General features: G+C 70.8%; 16 protein-coding genes. 4 read left to right on the top strand and 12 right to left on the bottom strand.

The genetic code is table 11. From position 1 onward, the window contains the following. Nucleotides 1-7: 7 nt before the first annotated feature. The 5 genes from ABEB03_RS34105 to ABEB03_RS34085 are packed head-to-tail and all read right to left on the bottom strand — an operon-like array spanning nucleotide 8 to nucleotide 6,552. The gene (locus tag ABEB03_RS34105; protein ID WP_345656720.1) at nucleotides 8-2,038 is read right to left on the bottom strand and encodes an endo-beta-N-acetylglucosaminidase; all 2,031 of its coding nucleotides are present in this window, start codon (nucleotides 2,036-2,038) and stop codon (nucleotides 8-10) included. 54 nt (nucleotides 2,039-2,092) lie between these two features. Beyond that, a complete protein-coding gene (locus ABEB03_RS34100) occupies nucleotides 2,093-3,340 on the bottom strand; it encodes a glycoside hydrolase 5 family protein (protein ID WP_345656719.1) in 1,248 nt (415 codons plus the stop codon). A 33-nt stretch (nucleotides 3,341-3,373) separates the two neighbouring features. Next, nucleotides 3,374-4,279 carry a carbohydrate ABC transporter permease gene (locus ABEB03_RS34095; RefSeq protein WP_345656718.1) on the bottom strand — a complete coding sequence of 302 codons (906 nt, stop codon included), beginning with the start codon at nucleotides 4,277-4,279 and terminating at the stop codon, nucleotides 3,374-3,376. Further along, complete coding sequence (locus ABEB03_RS34090) at nucleotides 4,276-5,256, bottom strand: carbohydrate ABC transporter permease (RefSeq protein ID WP_345656717.1); 981 nt, start codon at nucleotides 5,254-5,256, stop codon at nucleotides 4,276-4,278. The genes ABEB03_RS34095 and ABEB03_RS34090 overlap by 4 nt, the downstream gene beginning before the upstream one ends. Nucleotides 5,257-5,262: 6 nt before the next feature. Then, on the bottom strand, nucleotides 5,263-6,552 hold the full coding sequence (locus ABEB03_RS34085; RefSeq protein ID WP_345656716.1) for an ABC transporter substrate-binding protein: 1,290 nt from the start codon (nucleotides 6,550-6,552) through the stop codon (nucleotides 5,263-5,265). 230 nt (nucleotides 6,553-6,782) lie between these two features. On the opposite strand from ABEB03_RS34085, the gene ABEB03_RS34080 reads away from it, so the two are divergent. From ABEB03_RS34080 to ABEB03_RS34065, 4 genes are all read left to right on the top strand, one after another. Then, nucleotides 6,783-7,826, top strand: coding sequence for a LacI family DNA-binding transcriptional regulator (locus ABEB03_RS34080; RefSeq protein ID WP_345656715.1), 1,044 nt, complete (start codon nucleotides 6,783-6,785; stop codon nucleotides 7,824-7,826). Nucleotides 7,827-8,163: 337 nt separating this feature from the next. Beyond that, nucleotides 8,164-9,150, top strand: a complete 987-nt coding sequence (locus ABEB03_RS34075; protein ID WP_345656714.1) for a magnesium transporter CorA family protein — start codon at nucleotides 8,164-8,166, stop codon at nucleotides 9,148-9,150. Between the two features lie 230 nt (nucleotides 9,151-9,380). After that, nucleotides 9,381-10,319, top strand: a complete 939-nt coding sequence (locus ABEB03_RS34070) for a DUF389 domain-containing protein (RefSeq protein WP_345656713.1) — start codon at nucleotides 9,381-9,383, stop codon at nucleotides 10,317-10,319. A gap of 164 nt (nucleotides 10,320-10,483) precedes the next feature. Then, nucleotides 10,484-12,322 (top strand): glycoside hydrolase family 15 protein, encoded by a 1,839-nt coding sequence (locus tag ABEB03_RS34065; RefSeq protein WP_345656711.1) that lies wholly within the window; start codon nucleotides 10,484-10,486, stop codon nucleotides 12,320-12,322. Between the two features lie 10 nt (nucleotides 12,323-12,332). Here ABEB03_RS34065 and ABEB03_RS34060 read toward each other — a convergent pair whose 3' ends face one another. The 7 genes from ABEB03_RS34060 to ABEB03_RS34030 all read right to left on the bottom strand — a co-directional run bounded on the left by ABEB03_RS34060 (nucleotide 12,333) and on the right by ABEB03_RS34030 (nucleotide 22,918). Further along, nucleotides 12,333-14,111 (bottom strand): cation:proton antiporter, encoded by a 1,779-nt coding sequence (locus ABEB03_RS34060; RefSeq protein WP_345656709.1) that lies wholly within the window; start codon nucleotides 14,109-14,111, stop codon nucleotides 12,333-12,335. A 45-nt stretch (nucleotides 14,112-14,156) separates the two neighbouring features. Continuing rightward, nucleotides 14,157-15,197 carry a cytochrome d ubiquinol oxidase subunit II gene (locus tag ABEB03_RS34055; protein ID WP_345656708.1) on the bottom strand — a complete coding sequence of 347 codons (1,041 nt, stop codon included), beginning with the start codon at nucleotides 15,195-15,197 and terminating at the stop codon, nucleotides 14,157-14,159. After that, the gene (locus ABEB03_RS34050; protein ID WP_345656707.1) at nucleotides 15,194-16,678 is read right to left on the bottom strand and encodes a cytochrome ubiquinol oxidase subunit I; all 1,485 of its coding nucleotides are present in this window, start codon (nucleotides 16,676-16,678) and stop codon (nucleotides 15,194-15,196) included. Before ABEB03_RS34050 ends, ABEB03_RS34055 begins: the two co-directional genes overlap by 4 nt. 34 nt (nucleotides 16,679-16,712) lie before the next feature. Then, the gene (locus ABEB03_RS34045; protein WP_425589343.1) at nucleotides 16,713-17,507 is read right to left on the bottom strand and encodes an SDR family oxidoreductase; all 795 of its coding nucleotides are present in this window, start codon (nucleotides 17,505-17,507) and stop codon (nucleotides 16,713-16,715) included. Between the two features lie 206 nt (nucleotides 17,508-17,713). Then, nucleotides 17,714-19,294: a GMC family oxidoreductase gene (locus ABEB03_RS34040; RefSeq protein WP_345656706.1), complete on the bottom strand. Its 1,581-nt coding sequence runs from the start codon at nucleotides 19,292-19,294 to the stop codon at nucleotides 17,714-17,716. A 123-nt stretch (nucleotides 19,295-19,417) separates the two neighbouring features. Beyond that, nucleotides 19,418-20,335 (bottom strand): cyclase family protein, encoded by a 918-nt coding sequence (locus ABEB03_RS34035; protein ID WP_345656704.1) that lies wholly within the window; start codon nucleotides 20,333-20,335, stop codon nucleotides 19,418-19,420. 207 nt (nucleotides 20,336-20,542) lie between these two features. Then, a complete protein-coding gene (locus tag ABEB03_RS34030; protein ID WP_345656703.1) occupies nucleotides 20,543-22,918 on the bottom strand; it encodes an alpha-L-fucosidase in 2,376 nt (791 codons plus the stop codon). Nucleotides 22,919-23,181 lie beyond the last annotated feature (263 nt).

Raw genomic sequence — 23,181 nt, 5'->3', positions numbered from 1 at the left:
GTGCGGGCTACCAGGTGTGCGTGGTCGTGGTGGCGGTGGAAACGGTGAACAGCTCCCCCACCGCGCGCAGTTCGAACCGCGCGGCCGTCTCGCCCTGTTCGGGTGCGAGACCGCCGACGTGGAACGCGCGCTGACAGGTGCCGCCGAGGAAGCGGCGCGTGCCGTCGGGGAGGATCCGGTACAGCTCGTAGTGGCGTACGGGTCCGGGGGCGCCCTGCCAGGCGAAACGCAGGCTGCCTCCGTCGGCGTCGGTGACGCGCAGGCCGGCCGGTGCGGCGGGGGTCACCGGCGCGTCCCGGACGGCGAGGGCGCCGAGGCGCCAGCGGACCGCTCCGCCGCCGGTCATCCGGACTCCGAGCGCCCGGACGGTGCCCGACAGACCGGTGAGCCGCACGGTGGAGGTCTGCCAGCCGCCGCCGGGGGTCACCGGCAGCGGGAGGTACGTGTACGGGGGCGCGCCGCCCGCGGTGCCCGGTTCGGCGGTGGCGACGGCCAGTTCCAGGGCGGGACTTCCCGCGTCCGTGCGGTGGGTCACCTCGACCACCGTGTCCGGACCGATCGGCAGCCGCGTGGCGTACAGGTCCAGCGTGGTGGGCGCGTCCGGGCTGCCGGCGACCAGGACGCTGCTGCCGCCGCGCCAGGCGTCCGCGAAGTCGAAGGTGACGGCGGGGCGGCTGCCGGTGGTCCGCACCACCCAGCGACGGGAGGGCAGCCTGTCCTGGAGGCCCAGATGGTTCCAGGCGGAGCCCGAGGTGACTTTTCCGTCCTCGTACCACTTCAGCCCGTGGCCGGTGTTGAAGGAGGTGGCGAAGGGGACGGAGGTGACAGTGGACCGGTCGGCGACGGAGACCGCCGGGGCGCGCCAGGCGGCGTCGGTGTCCGGTCTGGCGGGGTCGAGGGAGGCACCGGTCCAGAACAGGTCGTCGGCGGCGTGGAAGTCGCCGGGCGTGCGGTTCGCGGGGAGGTGGTTGCGGGTCCATTCGGGCCGGTAGAAGCCGATGGAGGTGACGTGCGCCTTGCCGTTCGGCACGATGGCGTCCCAGTTCACGGACGCGGCGGTGCCGCTCGCCTCGACGTCGACGCCGGCCCACAGTTCGTAGCGGCTGCGGCCGAGTTGCTGCGCGGTCGTCCCGGAGGAGGCCAGGCTGCCGGCGGACCAGCGGAAGTCCACGAACATCGAGTCCGCGGCCTGGAAGAAGGTCTTGTTCTGGTTGTTCAGCGCGCCCTGCCAGCTCACCGAGCCGTTCACGGTCATGGCGTCGTACCAGGTGACGCGCTGTCCCCGGGCGGCTCCGAGGGACTTCAGTTCGCGCAGGAAGCCGAGCATGCCGGTGGCCAGCGCCGTGTTCCCGCCGCCGGTCTCGGCGTTGACGAACCAGCCGTCGAAGCCGTACGCCGCGGCGACGGCGACCAGTTGCGCGGCCAGTGGGTAGTGGCCGTTCGCGTCCTTCTGCACCAGGTCGCGGGTCCACTGGAGTTGTCCGCCGTAGGCGACGGGCGGCAGGAAGACGTTGCCGAGGACGGGGACCCCGTGCCGGTGGGCCGCGTCCACGATCGGCGCGTTGGGCGCGAGGATCAGGCCCTCGCCCGAGGAGCCGCCCCAGAAGACGAGTTCGTCGATGTACGCCCAGTGGGTGAGGGCGTAGTAGTCGGCGTCGGCCGAGCCCTGCGAGGGGTTGGCCGACGTGGGCCCGAAGGAGACCAGGGACTGGATGCGTGCCTGGCCGGAGCGGGCCGTGGTGTTCGCGGGGGTCGGGGTGAAGCGCGCGGCGAGCGGCACGGACGCGGCGTTGAAGGCCAGGTCGGCGTCGCTGTCCGCGCGCCAGGCCTTGAGGCTGCGCCAGGTGATTCCGGTACCGGGGGTGCCCGACGGCAGTGAGTCGGGGTACCAGTAGGACGCGTAGGGCTGCAGGTCCCGGGCCGCGGCCGTCGCCGCGGCGCCGCGGGGCGCCGCGGTCGCCGTGCCGGACAGGCCAGGCACGAGTCCTGTCGCGGCGCCGGCCGCGGTGAGCAGGACGGTGCGTCTGCTGAGGTTCACTGAGTGCTCCGTATCGTTGGGGGACGGTCTACGGTGCTTGCGGTGGTGCCACGGTCACCGGGTGACCTGGTCGGGGACGACCTGGTCCGGGGTGACGACCTCGGTGATGCCCCGCGCCGCGAGGTGTTCCGCGTCGGCGGCGCGGCTCGCGAGCACGGTGGTGGGCCTCGCCCCGTCGGCGGTCAGCCGGGCGAAGGCCTCGAAGACGGGGCCGCCGGGCGCGCAGACCGAGCGGCCCGGCGCGGTGTCGACGACCAGGGCGGTGGTGCGCGGTGCGGGTGCCTCCGGGCGCTGTTCCTTGACGATCCGGGCGATGCTCTCGCCGGCGGGTTTGGTACGCCGGTCGTTGGTCAGCAGACCGAGGCTGTACTCGAGTTCGGGGAAGTCGGCGAGGCCGCGGCTGACGTCGTGCGAGCACCACCAGGTGACACCCCACAGTCCGGGGCAGTCGAGGGCGTGCGCGACGGTGGCCTCGGTGAAGGCGGCGGCGTGCTCGGCGGGGATCAGCGGGGCGGGCGCGCCGACCTCCTGGAGCCAGACGGGGCGGTGCGGGTCGTCGGCCCAGGCCTTGGACAGCTCGATGAGGTAGGCGGCGTGGTGCTCGGTGGCGACACCGGTACGCCCGTGGCGCTGTGCCGTGCCGTTGAACACCCACGAGTGCACGGCGGTGACCGCGCCGAGCCGTGCCGAGTGCGCGGGAGTGAACGGCTGGTCGTCCTGGTACCAGGCGGCGTCGTACGAGGCGTGCAGGTGGAGCTTGCCGGGGGCGCCGTCGGAGCAGGCGGTGAGCAGCCGGTCCAGCCAGCGGCCGGCCTGCTCGGAGGTGATCCGGTCGGGGTCGGGGTGGGGGCCGGCCGCGAACTGGTTGACCTCGTTGCCGATCGTCATCCCGATGAAGTTGGTCCGGTCCGCGAGTGCGGCGGCCAGGGTGCGCAGGTACTCCGCCTGTGCCTCGACCACGTCCGGGTCGGTGAAGATGTTGCGCCGGTGCCAGGTCTGCGTCCACGCCGGCAGGAAGTCGAAGCTCGACAGGTGTCCTTGCAGTCCGTCCACGTTGACGTCGAGTCCACGCTCGGCCGCCGCGTCGGCGAGCGCGACGAGTTGTTCGACGGCGCGTGGCCGGATCAGCGTCCGGTTGGGCTGGAAGAGGGGCCACAGCGGGAAGACCCGGACGTGGTCGAGACCGAGCGCGGCGATCGAGTCGAGATCGGCGCGTACGGAGTCGAGGTCGAAGTCGAGCCAGTGGTGGAACCACCCCTCGCTGGGGGTGTAGTTGACGCCGAAGCGCACGGCAGGGGGCATGCGGGGTCCTTGCGGAATCGGTGGTACGGGAGGTCAGCCCTTGACGGCGCCCTCGCCCACACCGCGGAAGAAGTAGCGCTGGAGGCAGGCGAAGAGGGCGATCAGGGGCGCGACGGCGATGATGGTGCCCGCGGCGACGAGCCGTTCGTCGTTGGCGAAGGTGCCGTGCAGGTAGTTGAGTCCGATGGTCAGGGTGAATTTCGACGGGTCGCTGAGCACGATCAGCGGCCACAGGAAGTCGTCCCAGGCACCCATGAAGGCGAAGATCGCGACCACGGCGAGAGTGCCCTTCACCGACGGGAGCGCGATCCCGAGGAAGCGCTGCCAGGCGTTCGCGCCGTCGACGAAGGCGGCCTCCTCGATCTCGTAGGGGAGGTTGAGGAAGGCGTTGCGCATCAGCAGGACGTTCATCGCTCCGATGCAGCCGGGCAGCACGACGCCGATCAGCGTGTTGTTCAGGCCCAGCTCCCGCATGGTCGTGAACTGGGCGATGATGATGCTTTCCGCCGGCACGAGCATGGCGAGGACGAAGACCAGGGTGGCGAGCCTGCGGCCGCGGTAGCGCAGCCGGGCGAGGGCGTACCCGGCGAGGGCGGAGCCCACGCAGTTGGTCACCACGTTGGCCGCCGCCACCTTCAGCGAGTTGAGGGCGTAGTCCCACACGGGGATGGTGTCGGCGACGCGCTGGTAGTTGTGCAGGGTCGGATCGCCCGGCAGGAACCGCGGCGGGGAGCTGAAGATGTCCTCGTGCGGGCCCTTGAGCGAGGTGGACAGCTGCCACAGGAACGGGCCCACGGTGAGGGCCAGGACACCGAGCAACAGCGCGTAGCGCAGGACGAGTTCCCACACCCGGATGCGCCGGCCGTGCTCGTCGCGGAGCCGGGGCGCGCGGACGGTGGCGGGTGTCTCGGCGGGTGGTGCCTTCTCGGTGACGCTCACGTCTCCTCCTTCCGGTCGGCGCGCAGCACCAGCAGCATCAGGACGACGGTGACGAGGAAGACGACGACCGAGATGGCGGAGGCGTAGCCGACCCGGCCGGTCAGCCCGGTGCCGGTGCGCTGCACGAGCATCACGAGGGTGGTGTCCTCGCCGGCCGGGCCACCGTCGGGTCCCGCCATCAGGTAGACCTCGGAGAACACCTTGAAGGCGGAGACCGAGGAGAGCGCGGCGACCAGCACCATGGTGGAGCGGACGGCGGGCACGGTGACCGTGAAGAAGCGGCGCACGGCGCCCGCGCCGTCCACCTGGGCGGCCTCGTGCAGTTCGCGCGGGACGTTCGCGAGCGCAGCCAGGTAAATGATCATGTAGTAGCCGAGGCCCCTCCAGACCGTGACGGCCATGGCGCTCAGCAGGAGCAGCCACTGGTCGCTGAGGAAGCCGACCTTGCCGACGCCGATCGCCTCCAGCAGCGCGTTCACCAGGCCGCGTTCGTCCAGGAGCCACACCCAGATGAGGCCGACCACGACGATGGACGCGACCACCGGCGTGTAGAAGGCCGACCGGAAGAAGGTGATGCCGGGGATGTTCTTCTGGACGAGCAGGGCGAGCAGCAGCGGCAGCAGGACGAGCGCGGGGACGACCCCGAGGACGTACAGCGTGCTGTTGCGCAGCCCGGTCCAGAACATCTCGTCGTGCAGCAGCTCCCGGAAGTTGGCCAGGCCCACGTACTCGCCGGGCATCAGGGTCCGGCGGTCGGTGAAGGCGTTCACCAGGGTGGAGACGAAGGGGTACAGGATGAAGACGCCGACGACCAGGATGCCCGGTGCTGCGAACAGCCAGGGGCTGGTGGGCAGTTGACGCCTCACCCGGGAGCCGGGCCGGGGCGCGCCGGGGCCCTGCTCGCGGGTCGCGGAGCCGGGGTGCCGCCCCCGAGCTGCGGAGCGCGGCACCCGTGCGGTACTGGAGGGACTCGCCATGCCTGATCAGCCCTGCTGCTGGAGCAGCCGGTCGGAGGCCTTGACAGCGTTGTCAAGTGCTGCCTTGGGGCTCTCCTTGCCCTGCAGCGCCTTGGCGACCTCGTTGCGCAGCGCCGTCTTCATCTGCTCGCTGAACAGGACCGGGGTGTAGTTCACCGCGTTCTTCAGGGACTTGGCGGCGGCGATGCGCACCCGCGTCTCGTCGGTCCCGTCCTCCTTGGTGAAGTAGGGGTCGTCGAGCGATCCGGCCGTGCTGGGGAAGATCGCGACCTTCTTGGCGAAGGACATCTGGTTCTGCGCGTCGGTGACGTAGTGCGCGAAGGCGACGGCGGCCGGCGTGTGCTTGGTGCGCGCGTTGACCATCACGCCCATCACGTACATGTTCACCTTGCCGGTGCTGGTGATCTGGTCCGTGATGCCGATGTTCTTGTACAGGTTCGGCGCCTGCTTCTTGAAGTTTCCGAGGTCCAGCGCGCTGCCCGGGTTCATGGCGACGGCGCCGGTGAGGAACTTCTTGCCGGACGACTCGGGGGTCGCCGTCAGTGCCTGCGGGTCGAGCGCCTTGGCGTCGTACAACTCCTTGTACTTCGTGAGGAGTTCGACGCCCTTGGCGTCGTTGAAGGCGAAGCCCGTGCCCTGCTTGTTCATGAGCTCGACGCCATAGCGGCCGAAGTCCTCGATGGTCGGCACGTTGGCGAGCGTGGCGACCTTGCCGTCGCTCTTCTTCGCCAGCTGAAGCGCCTCGGTGAAGAGTTCGTCGTACGTGGTGGGCGGCTTGGAGGCGTCGAGCCCGGCCTCCTTGAACAGCGACTTGTTGTAGAACAGCGGCCCGGTGTTGAGGTACCAGGGGAAGGCGTACGTCCCGTTCATCCCCGGGATCTGGTGGCTCGCCCAGGCGCCGTCGAGGTACTCCTTCTTGTACTGCGCGGCGGACTTGTCGAGGTCGAGCGCGAGGCCCGCCTTGGCGAGCGGCGCGACCAGGTCGGGCGAGACGTTGACGACGTCCGGCAGGGTGCCGCCGGCGGCGTCGGCGCTGATCTTGTCGGCGTAGCCCTCCGCGGGCTGGTCGATCCACTTCACGTGGGTGCCGGGGTACTTCTTCTCGAAGTCGGCGATCACGCCTTCGAAGTACGGCTTGAAGTTGGCCCTCAGGTTCCAGGTCTGGAAGGTGATGTCGCCCTCGATCTTGCCGGAGGCGTCCGTGGAGCCGCTGGAGTCGTCCCCGGAGCCGCAGGCGCTCAGCGGCAGGACGAGGGCGACGGCGGCGGCGACGAGGGCTCTGCGGGGTATGGGCACGGTGACACGGCTCCCTTGCGGCGTCGGCGGGTGGTGCGTGGAGGTGGCGCCAGCGACCTTGCCCGGCACGCTTCGGAAAAGTCAATGGATTCGTGCGGACTAAATGAATCCGCAGAGCATTAGTCCAGGTCAGAAGCGCGCCATCACACACTTGCAGGTTCCCACTAATGCGCTTTAGGGTTGGATCACTCAAGCGCATTAGTGCATGGCTCGGAGAAATGGGGGGTCAGGTGCCAGCCAAGCGGTCACCCGCGCGCCGGCCGACGATGAAGGACATCGCGCGACGCGCCGGGGTCTCCGAGAGCGCGGTCTCCTTCGCGCTCAACGACCGGCCCGGAGTCTCCGAGGTCACGCGCGACCGGGTGCGCCGGGTCGCCGAACAGCTGGGCTGGCGGCCCAGCACGGCGGCACGCCAGCTGTCCGGTGAGGGAGCCGCCACGGTCGGCCTCGTGGTGGCGCGCCCCGCCGACACGCTCGGCGTGGACTCCTTCTTCCTCCAGCTCATCTCCGGCATCCAGGAGGTGCTGGCGGAGCGTCATCTCGGCCTCCTCTTCCAGGTGGTCGAGGACGTGGACGCCGAGTGCGCCGTCTACCGTCGCTGGTGGGCCGAGCACCGGGTGGACGGAGTGATGGTGGTCGACCCGCGCGTCGACGATCCGCGTCCGGACCTGCTCGACGAACTGGGCCTGCCCGCCGTGGTGATCGGCGGGGTGCCGGACGCCCGGCACCCCGGCCTGTCGACCGTGTGGGCGGACGACGCGGGTGCGATGGCCTCGGTCGTCGACGAGCTGTACTCGCTCGGCCACCGCAGGATCGTGCACATCGCCGGTCTGCCGGGGCTCGCCCACACCGAGCGGCGGATCCGTACGCTGCGTGCGGAGGCCGAGCGGCGCGGTCTGACCGAGGTCCGCTCGGTGCCCACCGACTACTCCGACTCGGAGGCCGCCGCGGTCACCCGCCGCGTGCTGGAGGGCGGCACCCCGCCGACCGCGCTCGTCTACGACAACGACGTGATGGCCGTCGCCGGCGTCGCCGCCGCCACCGAGCTGGGCTTCTCCGTGCCGGGCCAGGTGTCGGTGGTGGCGTGGGAGGACTCCGCGCTGTGCCGCATGGTCAAGCCCTGGCTGTCCGCGCTCTCCCGGGACACGGTGGAGTTCGGGCGCACCGCCGCGCAGGAGCTGACCGCGCTCCTCGACGGCGGTCCGGCGCGTACGGTGCAGGTACCGGTGCCGCGCCTGATCGAACGGGACAGCACGGGCCGCTGCGGGGCGTGACCGGACGGGGCGGCCGTCCGACGGGCCGCCCCGTCCCACCGCGCCGTCTGCGCCCCGCGCCCGTCCCGCTCGCGCCCAGCGTCCCGCCCTCCCGCCGGCGCCGCGCGCCCCGCGTGCGGGCTGCTCCACTCCGCGCGCCCCGCGTCCCGCCTGCCCTACTCCGGGCCCGCGTCCCGCCTGTCCCACTCCGCGCCCGCGCCCTGCCTCGCCCCTCACGACTTCACACGACTTCACCCGTTCGGGGCACCCTCCGGGGCGGCTGCCTCCGTCCGCGTGCGTGCCCGCCCGAGTGTGCGCACGGTGGGACGTACGGACTTCGTGACGACGGTGAGGGGCGATGATCGTATCGGTGGTGTCGATGCCGGAAGGGCTCGTCACGCGCACGGACGCGACGGAGGCACGTGAGCGTCTCGCCACGTCCGCCTTCCTGCTCGTCGACGTCGAGCTCCCCGAAGAAGCGGCACCCGACGAAGAGCTTCTCGCACCCCAGCTCGGCCTCGACGCCGGACGTTACGCCTGGTTCGGCAGGAAGGGTGAACCCGTACGGGCCGAGTACCAGGGGGACAGGGCGACCTTCGTCGTACCGATGTACCTGGTGGACCGGGTCGCCCATGTCCACGTCCTGGTCACCGAGCGGTACCTGGTCACGGCCCACCGGGGGCAGGTCGAGCCACTGGAGAGCCTCACCTCGCAACTGCGGGAGGAAAGGCCCGCCGACGCCGTGGCCGTGCTGTTCCTGATGCTTCAGGCGGCGCTGGAGACCTTCCGACGGGCCGCTGTGGCGGCCCTTCTGACAGTGGAGGACCTCGAGGACGAGATGTTCGAGAACCGGCAGGCGCAGCAGGTCTACCGACTCTCGCAGCTGAGGCGGCGAGCGGCCCTCCTGCACCACTCGCTGCTGCCCTACCTCCAGACGATGGACGAGGTCATCACGCGGCGCATGCTGAGCAGCACCTTCCCCGAGGAACGCCAGCGGCTCGCCCGGGAGTTCCAGCAGGGATGCAGGCTGGTGCTCCAGGACATCGAGTCGCTCCAGGACGCCAGCCGGCGCGCCTTCGCCAGCTACACGTCCCTGGTCTCCGGCGAACAGAACGGCGTGATCAACCGGCTGGCCATCGTGTCGACCATCTTTTTGCCGCTGTCCTTCCTCACCGGGTACTTCGGCATGAACTTCACCTATCTGACGGACGAGTTGGAGAGCGGCGTGGTCTTCTGGCTGCTCGCCGTCGGGTTGCAGGTGATCTCCCTGGTCGGCGCCCTCTACGTGCTGCATCGCACGAACCTCTGGCGACGGCTGCGCGACGAGGGCTGGGAGGACCGGTGAGCCCGGGTGCACGAGCGATGGCGCCGGTACCGCGCCGGGCCGCACGGAGCGCTCCGGGTGACGGCGGACACGTACCCGTGTCCGCGGAACGGTAGCGGGCCCGTGGCCCGGTCGACCGGTTCGGTACCGCAGCGCGCGCCGGACGGCCGCCCCGGCGGTCCGCGGCCCGTCACGCACCAGGACCCCGCCCGACCGGTGGCCCCTCCGGCTCCCGACCGCCGGAGGCCCGGATGGACGTGATCCACTTCCGGATGGTCATGCCGGCCGCACTGACCCGGCCCGCGCTCGACCTGCTCACCTCGGACGATCGTGTCCTCAACGTGGTCGTCGTGCGGTCGGTTCGTGTCCCGGACGGCGACGCGGTCGAGTGCGACGTGCTGAAGGGCGCCGCCGACACGGTGCTGGGAGACCTGCGCGCGCTGGGCGTCGACCGTGCGGGGGCGATCGCCGTCGACGGCGTGGACCTGATGTTCTCGCGCGGCGCGGAGCGGATCGAGTCCTCCCGGCCCGGCGCGCACGCGCCGCTGTGGGCCGCGGTCGAGGCCCGTATCCGGGCCGAGGGGACCTACCCGCCGTCCTTCTACCTGTTCCTGGTCATCGCCGGGATCATCGGGGCCGTCGGTATCATGACCAACTCGCAGATCCTCATCGTGGGCGCCATGGTGGTCGGTCCCGAGTACCGGGCGATCACCAGCATCGCCCTCGGACTCGACCAGGGCAACCGGCGCCGGGTCCGGGAGGGGACGCGCGCGCTGACGGCCGGTTTCCTGCTGGCCATCGCGGTCACCTTCGTGTTCGCCGTGCTGTCGCGCGCCGCCCACCTCCAGTCCCAGGCCTACGAGCTGGGTCTGCGACCGGTCTCCCACCTCATCGACACGCCCGACTTCTTCTCCGTCGTCGTCGCCTTCCTCGCCGGCGTCGTCGGGATCGTCTCGCTGACCGAGGCCCGCGGCAGCGCCCTGCTCGGGGTGTTCATCTCCGTGACGACGATTCCCGCCGCCTCCGACATCGCCGTCTCGGTCGCCTTCGCCGAATGGCGCCAGGCACGGGGATCGCTGCTCCAGTTGCTGCTCAACGTGGTCGTTCTCGTGGGCGTCGGGGTGCTCACCCTGCGTCTTCAGCGTCGCCTGTGGCGCCGTGTCGCCCGCAGGACCGCCGGGCGTCCGTAGCGCCGGCGGGGAAGGCCGGGGCGCACCGGCGCAGAAGGCGGCGGGCCGGCCGGGCCGCGCCCGTCCTGCTCCGCTCCGTGCCCAGCGGGACGGAGTCCGGCCCTCGACTTAGGCTGATCAGGGGGGGTGCGTTCGGGTGGATCCCGTACCGGAAGGGCGCGCCGATGGACGACTACCCGCTGATCGAGAACCACGGCCTGCTGGGCGACCTGCAGACCGCGGCGCTGGTGACCGCCGACGGTACGGTCGACTGGTTCTGCGTCCCGCGGTTCGACTCCCCCAGCGTGTTCGGCGCACTCCTCGACAAGGAGAAGGGCGGCCACTGCACGGTGCGCCCGATACATGCGACGTACGCGACCCGGCAGTTGTACCTCCCCGACACGGCGGTCCTGGTGACCCGGTTCATGACCGAGGCGGGTGCCGGCGAGGTGCTCGACTTCATGCCGGTGACGGGGAGGACGGTCACGTCCCGCCACCGGCTGGTCCGCATGGTCCGCTGTGTACGCGGAAGCATGACGTTCGACATCGAGATCGCCCCCCGGTTCGACTACGGCCGCAAGGCCCACCGCATGCACATCACCGAGCACGGAGCGGTGTTCGCCGCGGAGGACGGCACGGAACTCACCGTGCACTCCATCCGCGAACCGGAGGACGAACGGATGCTCGACGTCCGCATCGACCGACAGGACGACCTGCACTTCTCACTGACCCTGCGAGCGGGCCAGCAGCGCGGGCTGATCCTGGAGTCGGGCGCCGACGGACCTCCGCACGAGTTCCGTCTCGCCGATTACCAGCGGCTCTTCGACGACACCGTCGCGTTCTGGCGTTCCTGGATGGGGCAGTCGCGGTACTCGGGACGCTGGCGGGAGGCGGTCGAGCGCTCCGCGATCACTCTGAAGCTGATGACCTACGCCCCCAGCGGCGCGCTGGTGGCCGCCCCGACGGCGGCACTGCCCGAGCAACTGGGCGGCGAGCGCAACTGGGACTACCGCTTCACCTGGATCCGTGACGCCTCCTTCTCCGTGTACGCCCTGCTGGGACTGGGTTTCACCGAGGAGGCCAAGGCCTTCATCGTATGGCTGGGCAACCGGGTCAAGGAGCGGGCGGGCAGCGACGGGGACTCCGGACCGCTCAACATCATGTACAAGGTCGACGGCTCCTCCGACCTGGAGGAACAGATTCTCGACCACTGGGAGGGCTACGCAGGTTCCGCGCCGGTGCGGATCGGCAACGGCGCCGCCACGCAGCTCCAGCTGGACATCTACGGCGAGGCGCTGGACAGCATCCACTTCGCGGACCGGCACGGAATCCAGCTCGGGCACCACGGATGGACGTCGCTGCTGACGAACCTCGACTGGCTGGCCGACCACTGGGACCAGGCGGGCGACGGTCTGTGGGAGAGCCGCGGCGGACGCAAGAACTACACGTACGGCCGCGTGATGTCGTGGGTGGCCTTCGACCGCGCTCTCAGGCTCGCCGAGTCGAACGGCCGGCCCGCAGCGGCAGCACGCTGGCACGGAGCGCGCGACGACATCTACGAGCAGGTCATGGCCAAGGGGTGGAGCGAGGAACGCCGGGCCTTCGTCCAGCACTACGGCGGTGAGGTGCTCGACTCCTCGCTGCTGCGCATGGCGACGGTGGGGTTCATCACCCCCGAGGACCCGCTGTGGATCTCGACCCTCGACGCCATGGAACAGGAACTGGTCAGCGACAGCCTGGTCTACCGCTACGATCCCGCGGCCTCGCCCGACGGGCTGCGCGGCACGGAGGGCACCTTCTCGCTGTGCACGTTCATGTACGTCGACGCGCTGGCACGCGCGGGGCGGACCAACAGGGCCCGGCTGGTGTTCGAGAAGATGCTGGGATACGCCAACCATCTGGGCCTGTACGCCGAGGAGATCGACCTGACAGGCCGCCAACTCGGCAACTTTCCACAGGCGTTCACGCATCTCGCACTCATCGATGCCGCCATCACGCTGAACGCCTCGCTCGACCGGAGGTGACCGGAGCCGGTCAGCCGTGCACCGGCGCGCCCGGCACCGGCACGGGTCCGAGCAGGACGAGCGCGTCGCCGGCCACGGCGGTGACCGCCTGTGCCCCGGTGACCGGTTCCAGCCGCCCGTCGCCCCGTACCACGAACAGGGTCTCGTGGCCCGGCGGAGTCGGGTCCGCGGCGGGCCACACGTGGAACCGGGCGCCCTGCGCGTAGCGGGTCGCCACGGCGTGGCGGACGAGTTCCGGGCCGAAGAGCGTGTCACCGACCGTGTAGGGGGCGACGACGCCCCGGCTGTCGGGGGGCGGGCCGATGCGGTGGACCGGACCCTCGACGCTGTCCGCCATGACGATCGAGGCCAGCGCGTTGAAATCGTCGTCGTCCGTGAGCAGGTAGAGCGCGGTGACACCCTCCAGCCGCGCCTGCGGATCGGTGGCCGCGGACACGAGTTCGCCGGCGGCCAGCTCGATGCCGGCTTCCTCGATGCGGTTCCTGTCCTGGACGGATCCGGCCCACATCAGCACGTCGAGTCCCGCGCCGCGCAGTGTCCGGGCGAGATCGACCACCCACGGTGTGCCACCCACCAGCAGCGGGCGGGCGCGCTCGGGGCGGGCGATGCCGAGCCTCGTGGCCACCGGTCTCACCGTCAGCGCGTAGACCACGACCGTCCCGACGATCACCAGGAAGGTGACGGGGAGGATCTTCTCCGCGCCCCGCAGGCCGGCGGCGGCGAGCGAGGCGGAGAAGGTCGTGGCGGTGGACGCGGCGACGATGCCGCGCGGAGCCAGCCAGCCGATGAAGGCGCGCTCGGGCGCGACGACGTCCGTCCCGGCGGTGGACACCAGGGCGACCAGCGGTCTGACCACGAGGACGAGCACGGCGACGAGCACGAGTGTGGGCAGCAGGACCGGGACGACCGCCTTCGGCGCCACCGTGGCCGAGATGGCGATGAACAGCAGGCCGATGATCAGCTGGACGAGTGTCTCGAAGAACGGCCGGCGGGCGGGCAGGTCGAAGCCGGGGACGTTCGCCACCGTCAGCCCCGCGATGATGGCGGCGATGAGCCCGGTGTCGGCGAACACCATGTCGCAGCCCGCGGCCACCACGACGACGGTGCCCAGCTGGGCGAGCGTGCCGAGCGTCTCGCCGAGGCGGAGCACGCGCAGGGTGAACCACAGAAGTGCGGCGCCGACCGCGCCGCCGGCCAGTCCGACGGCGATGCCGGCGACGAACGAACCGAAGCGGAAATGACCGGCCTGGAGACCGCCGGAGACGATGGAGTGCAGGGCGACGGCGCCGAGGATGCCCCCGACGGGATCGATCAGGGACCCTTCCCACACCAGGATCCGCCGCACCTTGTCCGACGGCCTGACGTGGTCGAGCAGCGGGCCGACCACGGTCGGTCCGGACACCACGAGGACGACGCCGATCACGCTGGCCACGGCCAGGGGCACTCCGAGCAGGGCGGGCCCCAGCGCGAGGACGGTTCCCCAGGTGAGCAGCACGCCGGTGACCATGAGCCGTACGACGACCTTGCGCGTGGCGCCCTTGAGATGGCGCAGGTCCAGCCCGAGACCGGCGTCGTAGAGGATGATCGCCACCGACAGCGACACCAGTGGTGAGAAGGCCTCACCGAGGAGCTGATCGGGATGGACCACGTCGGTGAGGGCTCCGGCGGCGAACCCGACGGGCAGCAGCACGATCAGGGCCGGGATCCGCAACCGGCTCGCGAAGATCTGGGAGCCCACGGCGAGCAGGACGGTCAGACCGGTGCCGAGCAGGATGTCGTCCTCGGTCATCGCGGCGTCGCTCCTGCGCGTGTCCGGTGCGTGGCCGCCATGCGGTCAGCCCTCGTCACCGCTGCCGCCGCGGCGCAGGTCGGCGTCGGTGAGGCCCTCCAGTTCGCCCTGGGTGTCCAGCCAGTAGAGCAGGGCGACCGCGGGGATGATCAGCAAGACCGCGACGAGGGTGACGAACGTCAGCCAGCGCAGTGTGGTGTGCGCGCCCGCGCCCTCGGCGATCGTCATCGATGTCGGGATGAGGTAGGGGCGCTGTGCCATGCCCCAGGCGATGACGGACGACGCGACCACGGTGACGGCGCTCACCCGGGCCCAGCCGCCGGAGGGACGCATCAGCAGCCATGCCGTCGTGAGCGTGCTCAGCGCGGCCACGACGACGAAGACCAGGCCGACGCCGTGCGTGAGCCCGTGCCACAGGTGAGGGGCGTCGCCGTGGGTGACGAAGAGCGTGACCAGGGCGAGGACGGCGACGACGGCCAGGGCGCCCAGGGCGCGCCGCCGGAAGTAGCCGTCGAGATCGGGTTCGTCGAAGCGCCGGGCGTCCGCCGCCAGGAAGACACCGCCGAGCAGGGCCGTCGTGGCGACGGCGAGGAGACCGAACAGGAGCGAGGTCGGGTTGGCCCACGCCTCGGTCGCCGCCATGGTCCCCGCCGTCACCCGGCCCGAGGCCACTCCCCCGGCCGCGGCGCCGAGGAAGAACGGCGTCAGCAGCGACGAGACGGCGAACACGGCTCCGTACAGCCGGCGGCCGGCCAGCCGCCGGCTGGGTTTGCGCAGGGCGAAGCCGGCGCCGCGCAGGACGGTGCCGACCGCTGCCAGCGCCAGGGGCAGCCACATCGCCGTGAACACCTGCTGGAAGAAGACCGGGAACCCCGTCCACATGATGACCAGCACGAAGATGAGCCAGACGTTGTTGACCTCCCATACGGGGGCCATCGCGTGGTCGATGAGCCGGCGGGGCCGCCTGCCGCGTTCGGCTCCGCCCGCGGTCAGGTCCCAGAAACCGGCTCCGTAGTCGGTGCCCCCGGCGCAGGCGTAGGCGGTGATCACGAGCAGCAGGACGACGGCGACGACTCCGGCGATCACGGTCGGCCTCCCGGGGCGGAGGAGGGTCCGTCGCCGCCGGGGCGGGAGGTGCCGGCCGCCGCGACCGCGGACCGCGGCCCGTACGGGGTGTCCGTCTCCGGCGTCTCCACGGGTGCGGCGGGGCCGGAGCGCTCGTCGGCGAGGCGCCAGCGGGTCCGCATCTTCAGCAGCACCGCCAGGAACGACCCGAAGACGAAGACGTACACCACGACGACGAGGCCGAAGGTGATCCACAGGCCGGTGGAACGCGTCGACGTGACCGCTTCGGCGACCCGCATGTTCTCGTACACGATCCAGGGCTGGCGCCCCACCTCGGTGGTGATCCAGCCGCATTCGACGGCGACGACGGAGGCCACGCCCGCGCACGCCGCGCCGCGGAAGAACCACGGGGAGGTGGGCAGTCGGCGGCGCCACAGCCACAGGACGCCGTACCAGAGGGCGAGCAGGAGCAGCAGTGAGCCGATGAAGACCATGACGTCGAACGCGAAGTGCGTGATGGTGGCCTGGGTGGCGGTGGGCCGGTCGCTCGCGGGGACGGAGGTCAGTCCGGTCACCTTCGTGTCGGGGCGGAAACCGGCGAGGATCGAGTCGAGTTGGGGGATCTTGATGCCGCCGGAGACCGTGCCGTCGGGGTGCAGCCGGCCGAACAGGTACTCCGGCACATGGGTGTCGGTGTCCCAGACGATCTCCATGGCGGCGAACTTCACCGGCTGCTTGTGGAACACCTGGCGGGCGATGGAGTCGCCGAGCACGAACTGCACCGGCGTGAGGATCGCGGCCACCGTGAACGGGACGGTGAAGCCGAGCCGGTGATACCGGTCCCGGCGCCCGCGCAGCCGACCGACCGCGTAGACGCCGGCCACGACGTAGCCCGCCGTCACGAACATCGCCACGACGAAATGCCAGTACTGCGGCCCGAACATGGGCGTGAAGATCGCCTTCCAGATCTTCACGTCGGTCGGGTTGCCGGCGGAGTCGAGGGTGAAGCCCCGCGGGGTGTTCATCCAGGAGTTGGCGGCCAGGATGCCGAAGGCACCCAGCAGGGCCGCGAAGGGCAGGGGCAGGGCGAGCAGGAAGTGGGTGCGGGACGGAAGTCTTCGCCAGCCGTAGAGATAGATGGCGATGAGTACGGCTTCGAGGAAGAAGGCCCAGGCCTCGACGCCGAACCCGATGCCGAAGACGTCGCCCCACCGGCCCATCATGCCGGGCCACAGCAGTCCGAACTCGAAGGACAGCACGGTGCCGGTGACGACCCCGATGGCGAACTGGACCGCCATGACCGCGGACCACCGCCGCGCCAGCAGCAGTGCCTCCGGGTCGCCGCGGCGCAGCCCGTAGCCGTGCATGACCAGCGTGATCAGGGGCAGCGCCACACCCAGCGGCACGAGGATGATGTGCGAGGCCAGGGTGAAGGCCATCATCGATCTGGCCGGGAGCATCTGCGTCGGCGCGTCCGTCAGCAGGGCGACAGCGATGTGCATGTGAGTCTCTCCAGGGCCGACGCGACGAGGGGTGTCAGCCGCCGGTGGCGAAGCCGGGGAAGAGGGTCATCCCGCCGTCCACGTAGACGGTGGTGCCCACGACGTAGTCCATGAGGTCCGAGGCGAGGGCGACGACCGCGAGGGCGATGTCCTCGGGGTCGCCGATACGGTCGTACGGGATCAGCCGCAGGAGGTCCTCGCGGGCCTGCGGTGTCTCCCAGGCGCTGCGGTTGATGGGGGTCTTGATGGCGCCGGGGGCGACCGCGTTCACCCGGATCTTCTTCGGGGCGAGTTCCTGGGCCAGCGTCTGCATCATCATCTGCACGCCGCCCTTGGAGGAGGCGTAGTTGACGTGCCCGGCCCACGGGATGATCTGGTGCACCGAGCTCATGCAGATGATCTTCCCTGCGGCGCGTGACACCTCGGGGACGACGCCGCGACGCAGGAACTCCTTGGTCGCCTCCCGGGCACAGAGGAACTGGCCGGTGAGGTTGACGTCCAGCACCTTCTGCCACTGGGCGACGGTCATCTCGGTGAAGGCGGAGTCACGCTGCAGCCCGGCGTTGGCGACCAGGATGTCGATGGTGCCGAACTCCTCGACCATCCGGTCCGTCATGGCGACGACCTGGTCCTCGTCGGAGACGTCCGCCTCGTAGGCCGCCGCCCGCACCCCGAAGGCGGTGATCTCCTCGACCACCTTCTCGGCTTCCTCGCCGCCGGCCACGTAGTTCACGACCACGTCCGCTCCCGCGCGGCCCAGCGCGACGGCCGTGGCCCGGCCGATCCCGGAGTTGGCGCCGGTGACCAGCGCCTTCTGGCCCTTGAGCAGGTGTGCGGGGACCACGCCCTGAGGTGCGCCCTCGGAACTCACGATGACTCTCTCCTCGATCACGGGACCCGGTCGGCCGGGCCGCGGCCCGGAGATCTCGGTGTCACACGATCACCGTGAACGCGTGTGCGCATGTCGGGAGCCACTGTGTTGCGCTGGGCGGCTGAGGAACGTCGCCCGGTCGGAGGCGGGGCGCCGGCGGTGCTTCAGGACAGCCGCTCGACGATGTGGTCGCCGACCCGGAGGGCGTTGGCGATGGCCGTCAGGGACGGGTTGACCGCGCCGATGCTCGGGAAGAAGCTCGTGTCCACGACGTAGAGGTTGTCGAGGTCGTGGGCCTTGCAGTTGACGTCCAGGGCGGAGGACGCCGGGTCGTCGCCGAACCGCACGGTGCCCGCCTGGTGGGCGGTGGCGCCGATGGGCATGCCCTTGTGCAGGTAGATGCTGTGGGACAGCAGATGGTGCTCGCGCATGCCCAGGTGGCTCAGCATCTGCTGGAGTTTGTGCCGCAGGCGGTCGAGACCGGCGATGTTGTTCTTCTCGTCGAGCGTCAGACGGATACGGCCGTCGGTGTCCAGGGAGACCCTGTTGCCGGGCTGCGGGAGGTCCTCCCCGCACAGCCAGAAGTCGACGGCGTGATGGGCGAGGACCTCGAACGGCATGTCCGGTGCGACCGCACCGGCCCACCGTGGGGCCTCGCCGTGGATCTGCTCGGCGTCCGACTTGCCGAGCATCTGGATTCCCCCGAGGGGGTAGTCCCAGTCGTCCGCGCCCAGATACCAGTCGTGCAGGGCCAGGGTCTTCTGGAACTGGGTGTCGTTGGGTTCCTTCGAAATCGCCATCAGGGCCAGGTTGTTGTGACGCATGTAGTGCCGGCCGACCACGTCCGAGCTGTTCGCCAGTCCGCCCGGGTGCCGGTCGTTCGCCGAGACCAGCAGCAGGACCGCGGAGTTGACCGCCCCACAGGCCACGACCACGACGTCACCCGAGAAGCGGGCCTGTTCCGCCCCGGGAAGCTGGGCGACCACCGCGGTGACGCTGCGGCCCGTCGGATCGGTCTCCAGCCGCGTCACACGGGCGTTGGTGACGAGCTCGACGTTCGGGTGCCGCAGGGCCGGTTCCACGCAGATCACCTGGGCGTCGGACTTCCCGCGGACCAGGCACGGGAAGCCGTCGACCCGGTTGCAGCGGATGCAGACACTGGAGTGGGTGGCCCGGCCGCTCGCGTCCTGGGTGAGGTCGACGCCGATCGGCAGGTGGAAGGGGTGCAGTCCCTGCTTCTCCAGGTCGTCGCTCAACTGCTGGATACGCGGCTCGTGTTCGACCGGCGGGTAGGCGTACTGACCGCTGCACGGGCCCTCCGACGGGTCCTCACCGTGCCGGCCGTGCACCAGGTAGAGGTGTTCGGCCTCGGTGTAGTACGGCTCCAGGTCCTCGTAGCGGATCGGCCAGGCGGGAGAGACGCCGTCGTGGTGGCGCAGTTCCCCGAAGTCCTCCGGACGCAGCCGGAACAGCGCGGCGCCGTAGAACTTGGTGTTGCCGCCGACGTAGTAATTGACCTCGGGCGGGAATTCGTTGCCGTGTTTGTCGAGCCAGAATTCCGGCGCCCGGTACTTGCCCTTGACGAACACGGCCGTCGAGTCCCAGTTGTCCCGTTCGCGCGGCAGGTAGTCGCCGCGTTCGAGGACGAGGACGCGTTTGCCGGAGGGGGCGAGCCGGTGGGCGAGTGTGCCTCCGCCGGCGCCGGTGCCGATGATGATGACGTCATAGTGGGGGAAGTCGCCCATGGCGACCACCGTCCTCGCTCGTGCGGTCGCGGAGCGGTGCCGGAATCCGCCTCGGCCCTCCCCTCCTCGAACATATACGGCCCGCGGCGCCGCGGCACCCGGAGCACCGTCGGGCGCCGTCCGTCACAGCACGGCGATGGGGTTCACCGGTGAGCCCGTGGCCGACGGCAGCCGCAGGGGCGCGACCACGCACAGGAAGTGCCGGCGGTCCGACTGTTCGCACACCGGCACGAGTTCCTCGAAGTCCAGGTAGTCCATGAGGTGCATTCCCATGGCCTGTACGGCCAGTACGTGGACGGGGAACGCGACGTCGGCCACCACGCTCGGGGCCGTGTCGTTGTTGCCGTCCGATCCGAGGGCGGCGACCCCCCGCTCGGCCAGGAAGTCCATCGCGCCCGGATGCAGGCCCGCACGTGCCCGTGCCGCGTCCCAGGGACCGAGGCTGCGACGGCGCAGGCGGTGCCCCACGCGCACGAACAGCAGGTCGCCCGGGCCGACCGTGACGTCCTGGGCGGCCTCCGCGGCCGCCAGTTCGTCGGCGGTCACCGCGTCCCCGGGGTCGAGCCACGGCACGCCCCGCAGCCGCGGGATGTCCAGGAGGACCCCACGGCCGACGATGCCGTCCCGCACGAGGTCCACCGTCAGCGCTCCGGCGCCGTCGGGTGTCACGGTGCTCGCCGGGACACCGCCGTAGAGCTCACCGTCGAAGATCACATGACAGAGCGCGTCCAGGTGGCTGTCGGCGTCGCCGTGCACGTTCATGGCAAATCTGTCGAGGGCGAACCGGAGTCCGTGCCCGTCGGCGTCCCCGTCCGCCGGGGCGATCATCGAGTGGGACGCCGGGTGCGGGTCGTCCGGGCCCGGGCTGGTCTCGACCGGAGCGGCGAGCGACACGGTGCGTCCGGACCGGACCCCGGCCGCGGCGGCCACCACGCGTTCGGGCGTGAGTCGGCTCAGCGTTCCGCTCCGCCGGTCCGTGCCGCCGGCGAGGGCCTGTGCGCGCAGCCGGTCGTACAGGGACCGGAAGGCCTCCTTGGACATGGGTGGTGGCGCCGTCGCGTGCGACGGCGCGGGGTCGTGCCGGTCCGGGCTCATGACGACGACGGGCGGGCGCCGGGGCTCACCGGGGCGTGGGCCCGGTTGCGTACGGACGAAGCGTCACGTGAGGTCCTCCTCGTGAGCGCGGGCTGTGCTTCCAATGTCGGCCTCCGCGGGGCCCGGCGCATCCCGGGCCCCGCTCCCCGCCCGCTACACCTGCCAGTCCACCTTGAACACCCACACGTACCGTCCCGCCCGGCGGGCGGCCTCCGGTACGTCGATCACCAGCGCGCCGTCGCGAACGGTCCAGCTCAGCGGCCGGTCGTGGCCGAGCATGGTCACCTTGTCCCCGGCGCGGACCGGCACCGGTGCCTCGACGGTCAGCCGGGCGCCGGGGGTGGCCAGCGAGTGGATGTAGAAGGCCTCGTTCTGCCGCACCGTGAACCGCAGGTCCTCGCCGAGCTGTGCCATCCGCGACCAGTACGTGGTGTCGTAGATGGCCTCGCCGTTGGTCCGCAGCCAGCGTCCGGTCTCGCGCAGCCGGGTCTGCATGATCTCCGGAATGGTGCCGTCGGCGCGCGGGCCGATGTCGAGCAGGAAGTTGCCGTTCTTCGAGACGATGTCGACGAGGCTGCGGACGACCTCCTCCGCGGTCATGTACTCGGCGTCCGGCGTGGCCCGGTTGTAGCCGTAGCTGAACGGGTCGAGTCCCCTGCTGGACTCCCACTTGGCGACGACGGTGTTCTCGTACGTCGTGTACTCGGGTGTCGTGAAGTCGTGGAAGCCGATCCCCGCACGGTTGTTGACGGCCACCTCGTACGGCTGCGGGCGGTTCTTGCCGTGGTTGAAGTACTCCGCGAGCACGTTCAGGCTGTCGTTGGCGCCGCCGATGTCGCACCACAGCACGGACGGGTCGTAGCCGTGGATCAGCTCCAGCATCTGCGGGGCCTGATAGTCCTTCACATAGTCCTTGCCCGCGGTGTATCCGGTGTACGGCACGGGCTCCTGGGTGTACGGATTGCGCGGGGCGTGACCCATCCAGGGGTTGTCGGGGTTGAACCACTCGGGCATGGAGAAGTACAGACCCCGGTGCAGTTCCGGCGTGAACCGCTTGGAGGCGTCGAAGAGTTCGCGGATCAGATCGCGCTTCGGGCCCATCCGTACGGCGTTGCGGTCGGCGACCTTGGTGTCCCACAGGGCGAATCCCTCGTGGTGCTTCGAGGTCAGCACGTGGTATTGGGCGCCCGCGTCACGGAACAGCTCCACCCAGGCCCGGGGCTCGAACCGCTCTGCCGTGAACATCGGGATGAAGTCGTCGTAGGCGAAGTCCTCCCCGTACGTGTCCCGGTGGTACGCGTGGACGGCGTTGTCCGGGCTCTGCAGGTGGTTCCAGTACCACTCGGCGTACTGCTTGCCGACGGGCGACCAGGCGGGCACGGAGTAGACGCCCCAGTGGATGAAGATGCCGAACTTGGCGCGGTGGAACCAGTAGGGGGCCTGGTGGCCCGAGAGCGACTCCTCGGTGGGCCGGTAGTCCGGAGTCCCGAGCGTGAGGTCGGCGGCGGCGGAGGCGGCCCGGCCGCCGCGTCCGTCGGCGGTGACCGTGCCCCGCCGGGCGGTTCCCGGTGTCGTGCCCACGCGGTTGCGGATGCCGACCCTGACGCGTGCCTGCTCGCCGGGGTCGAGGCGGGTCACGCGCGCGGGCTCGACGGTGCGGGCGCCCGGCACGTCGACACCGACCGTCACCCGGTCCGCGGCGAGGAGGGTGACGGAGCCCGCGTTGACGACGGTGGCCTCGACGCTCTGGGCGCCGCTCGACTCCAGGAGCGAGAAGGTGGAGTGCGCGTCCCGCAGGGCCAGGGCCCTCCCCTGGGCGGCGGGTTGCAGGGAGAGGGCGAAGACGTGCAGGGAGGTCTTGTTCGCCTCGGCGGGGTCGGTGGTGGGCAGGGTCAGGGCGACGGCCTCGCGCTGCGGGTCCATCCAGACCTCCGCCGTGCCGATCCCGACGGGGTGCGCGTCCTTGGTGCCGTCCGGTTTGTAGCGGTACGGCGCCGACAGCGAACCGCCCCCCGCGTACCAGTCCGAGCCGCCGAGTCCGGCGGTCGTCGTGGAGCCGTCGGCGTAGTGCACGGTGGCCCGGCCCGAGGCGTTGCCGTAGCTGCCCGCGGTGAGGAACAGGGCGGACAGGTAGCGCCCCTTGGGCAGGTCGACGCGCTGCCCGAGGGCGACCACGTTGTTCCGGGCGCCCGCACCGGAGGAGGGGAACCGAAAGGCGATGCCGTTCACCTCGACGGGGCCGGCCGGGAGCTCCTCACCCGGGAAGGTGTAGCCGGAGCCGTCGAAGTTCCCGCCGCGCGCCGCGGCGGTGTCGAGGCCGTCGTTGTCGAAGTGCGCGTCGAGCGGGACGGGAACCGGAGAGGGGACCGTGACCCACTGGTCCGCGGCTGCCTCGCCGGCGGCCCCGGCCTGCGCGGGGTGTGCCTGTTCCGCGGTCCGTGCGTGTGCCGGGCCGGCGAGGGGAAGGGCGGCCGCGGCGGCGGCTCCCGCCGCGGCTCCCAGTACCTGACGTCTTGGATGCATGCTCATGAGCGGCTCCATTCATCGGATGTCTGATGATTGATGCGCCGCAAAAAGCTGTCAATGGGGCGTGCAGGAACGGAAGTTGGAGCAGTGATCGGATGATCTCCCGACCGTCGGATACCCATGAGGGCTGCACCACCGGTGTCCACCAGGTCCGCGGCGCAGGTCCGGGAGGCGGTACCTCTCGACGCGGCGCCCCGGCCCGGGCAGAGTGCTCCTCGCACTACTCACGAGTACGGACTCGTCGACGTGCACGGAACACCCCGTGC

The organism is Streptomyces siamensis (assembly GCF_039543605.1).
GTDB lineage: Bacteria > Actinomycetota > Actinomycetes > Streptomycetales > Streptomycetaceae > Streptomyces > Streptomyces siamensis.
Note: the sequence above shows the minus strand (reverse complement) of the source record. Positions and strands in the feature narration are given on the sequence as shown.

What these genes read in the sequence shown, in the direction of transcription:
- ABEB03_RS34090 (WP_345656717.1), bottom strand. Translation starts at nt 5,256, where the DNA reads ATGGCGAGTCCCTCCAGTACCGCACGGGTGCCGCGCTCCGCAGCTCGG.
- ABEB03_RS34040 (WP_345656706.1), bottom strand. Translation starts at nt 19,294, where the DNA reads ATGGGCGACTTCCCCCACTATGACGTCATCATCATCGGCACCGGCGCC.
- ABEB03_RS34075 (WP_345656714.1), top strand. Translation starts at nt 8,164, where the DNA reads ATGATCGTATCGGTGGTGTCGATGCCGGAAGGGCTCGTCACGCGCACG.
- ABEB03_RS34065 (WP_345656711.1), top strand. Translation starts at nt 10,484, where the DNA reads ATGGACGACTACCCGCTGATCGAGAACCACGGCCTGCTGGGCGACCTG.
- ABEB03_RS34030 (WP_345656703.1), bottom strand. Translation starts at nt 22,918, where the DNA reads ATGAGCATGCATCCAAGACGTCAGGTACTGGGAGCCGCGGCGGGAGCC.
- ABEB03_RS34050 (WP_345656707.1), bottom strand. Translation starts at nt 16,678, where the DNA reads ATGCACATCGCTGTCGCCCTGCTGACGGACGCGCCGACGCAGATGCTC.
- ABEB03_RS34070 (WP_345656713.1), top strand. Translation starts at nt 9,381, where the DNA reads ATGGACGTGATCCACTTCCGGATGGTCATGCCGGCCGCACTGACCCGG.
- ABEB03_RS34035 (WP_345656704.1), bottom strand. Translation starts at nt 20,335, where the DNA reads ATGTCCAAGGAGGCCTTCCGGTCCCTGTACGACCGGCTGCGCGCACAG.
- ABEB03_RS34060 (WP_345656709.1), bottom strand. Translation starts at nt 14,111, where the DNA reads ATGACCGAGGACGACATCCTGCTCGGCACCGGTCTGACCGTCCTGCTC.
- ABEB03_RS34100 (WP_345656719.1), bottom strand. Translation starts at nt 3,340, where the DNA reads ATGCCCCCTGCCGTGCGCTTCGGCGTCAACTACACCCCCAGCGAGGGG.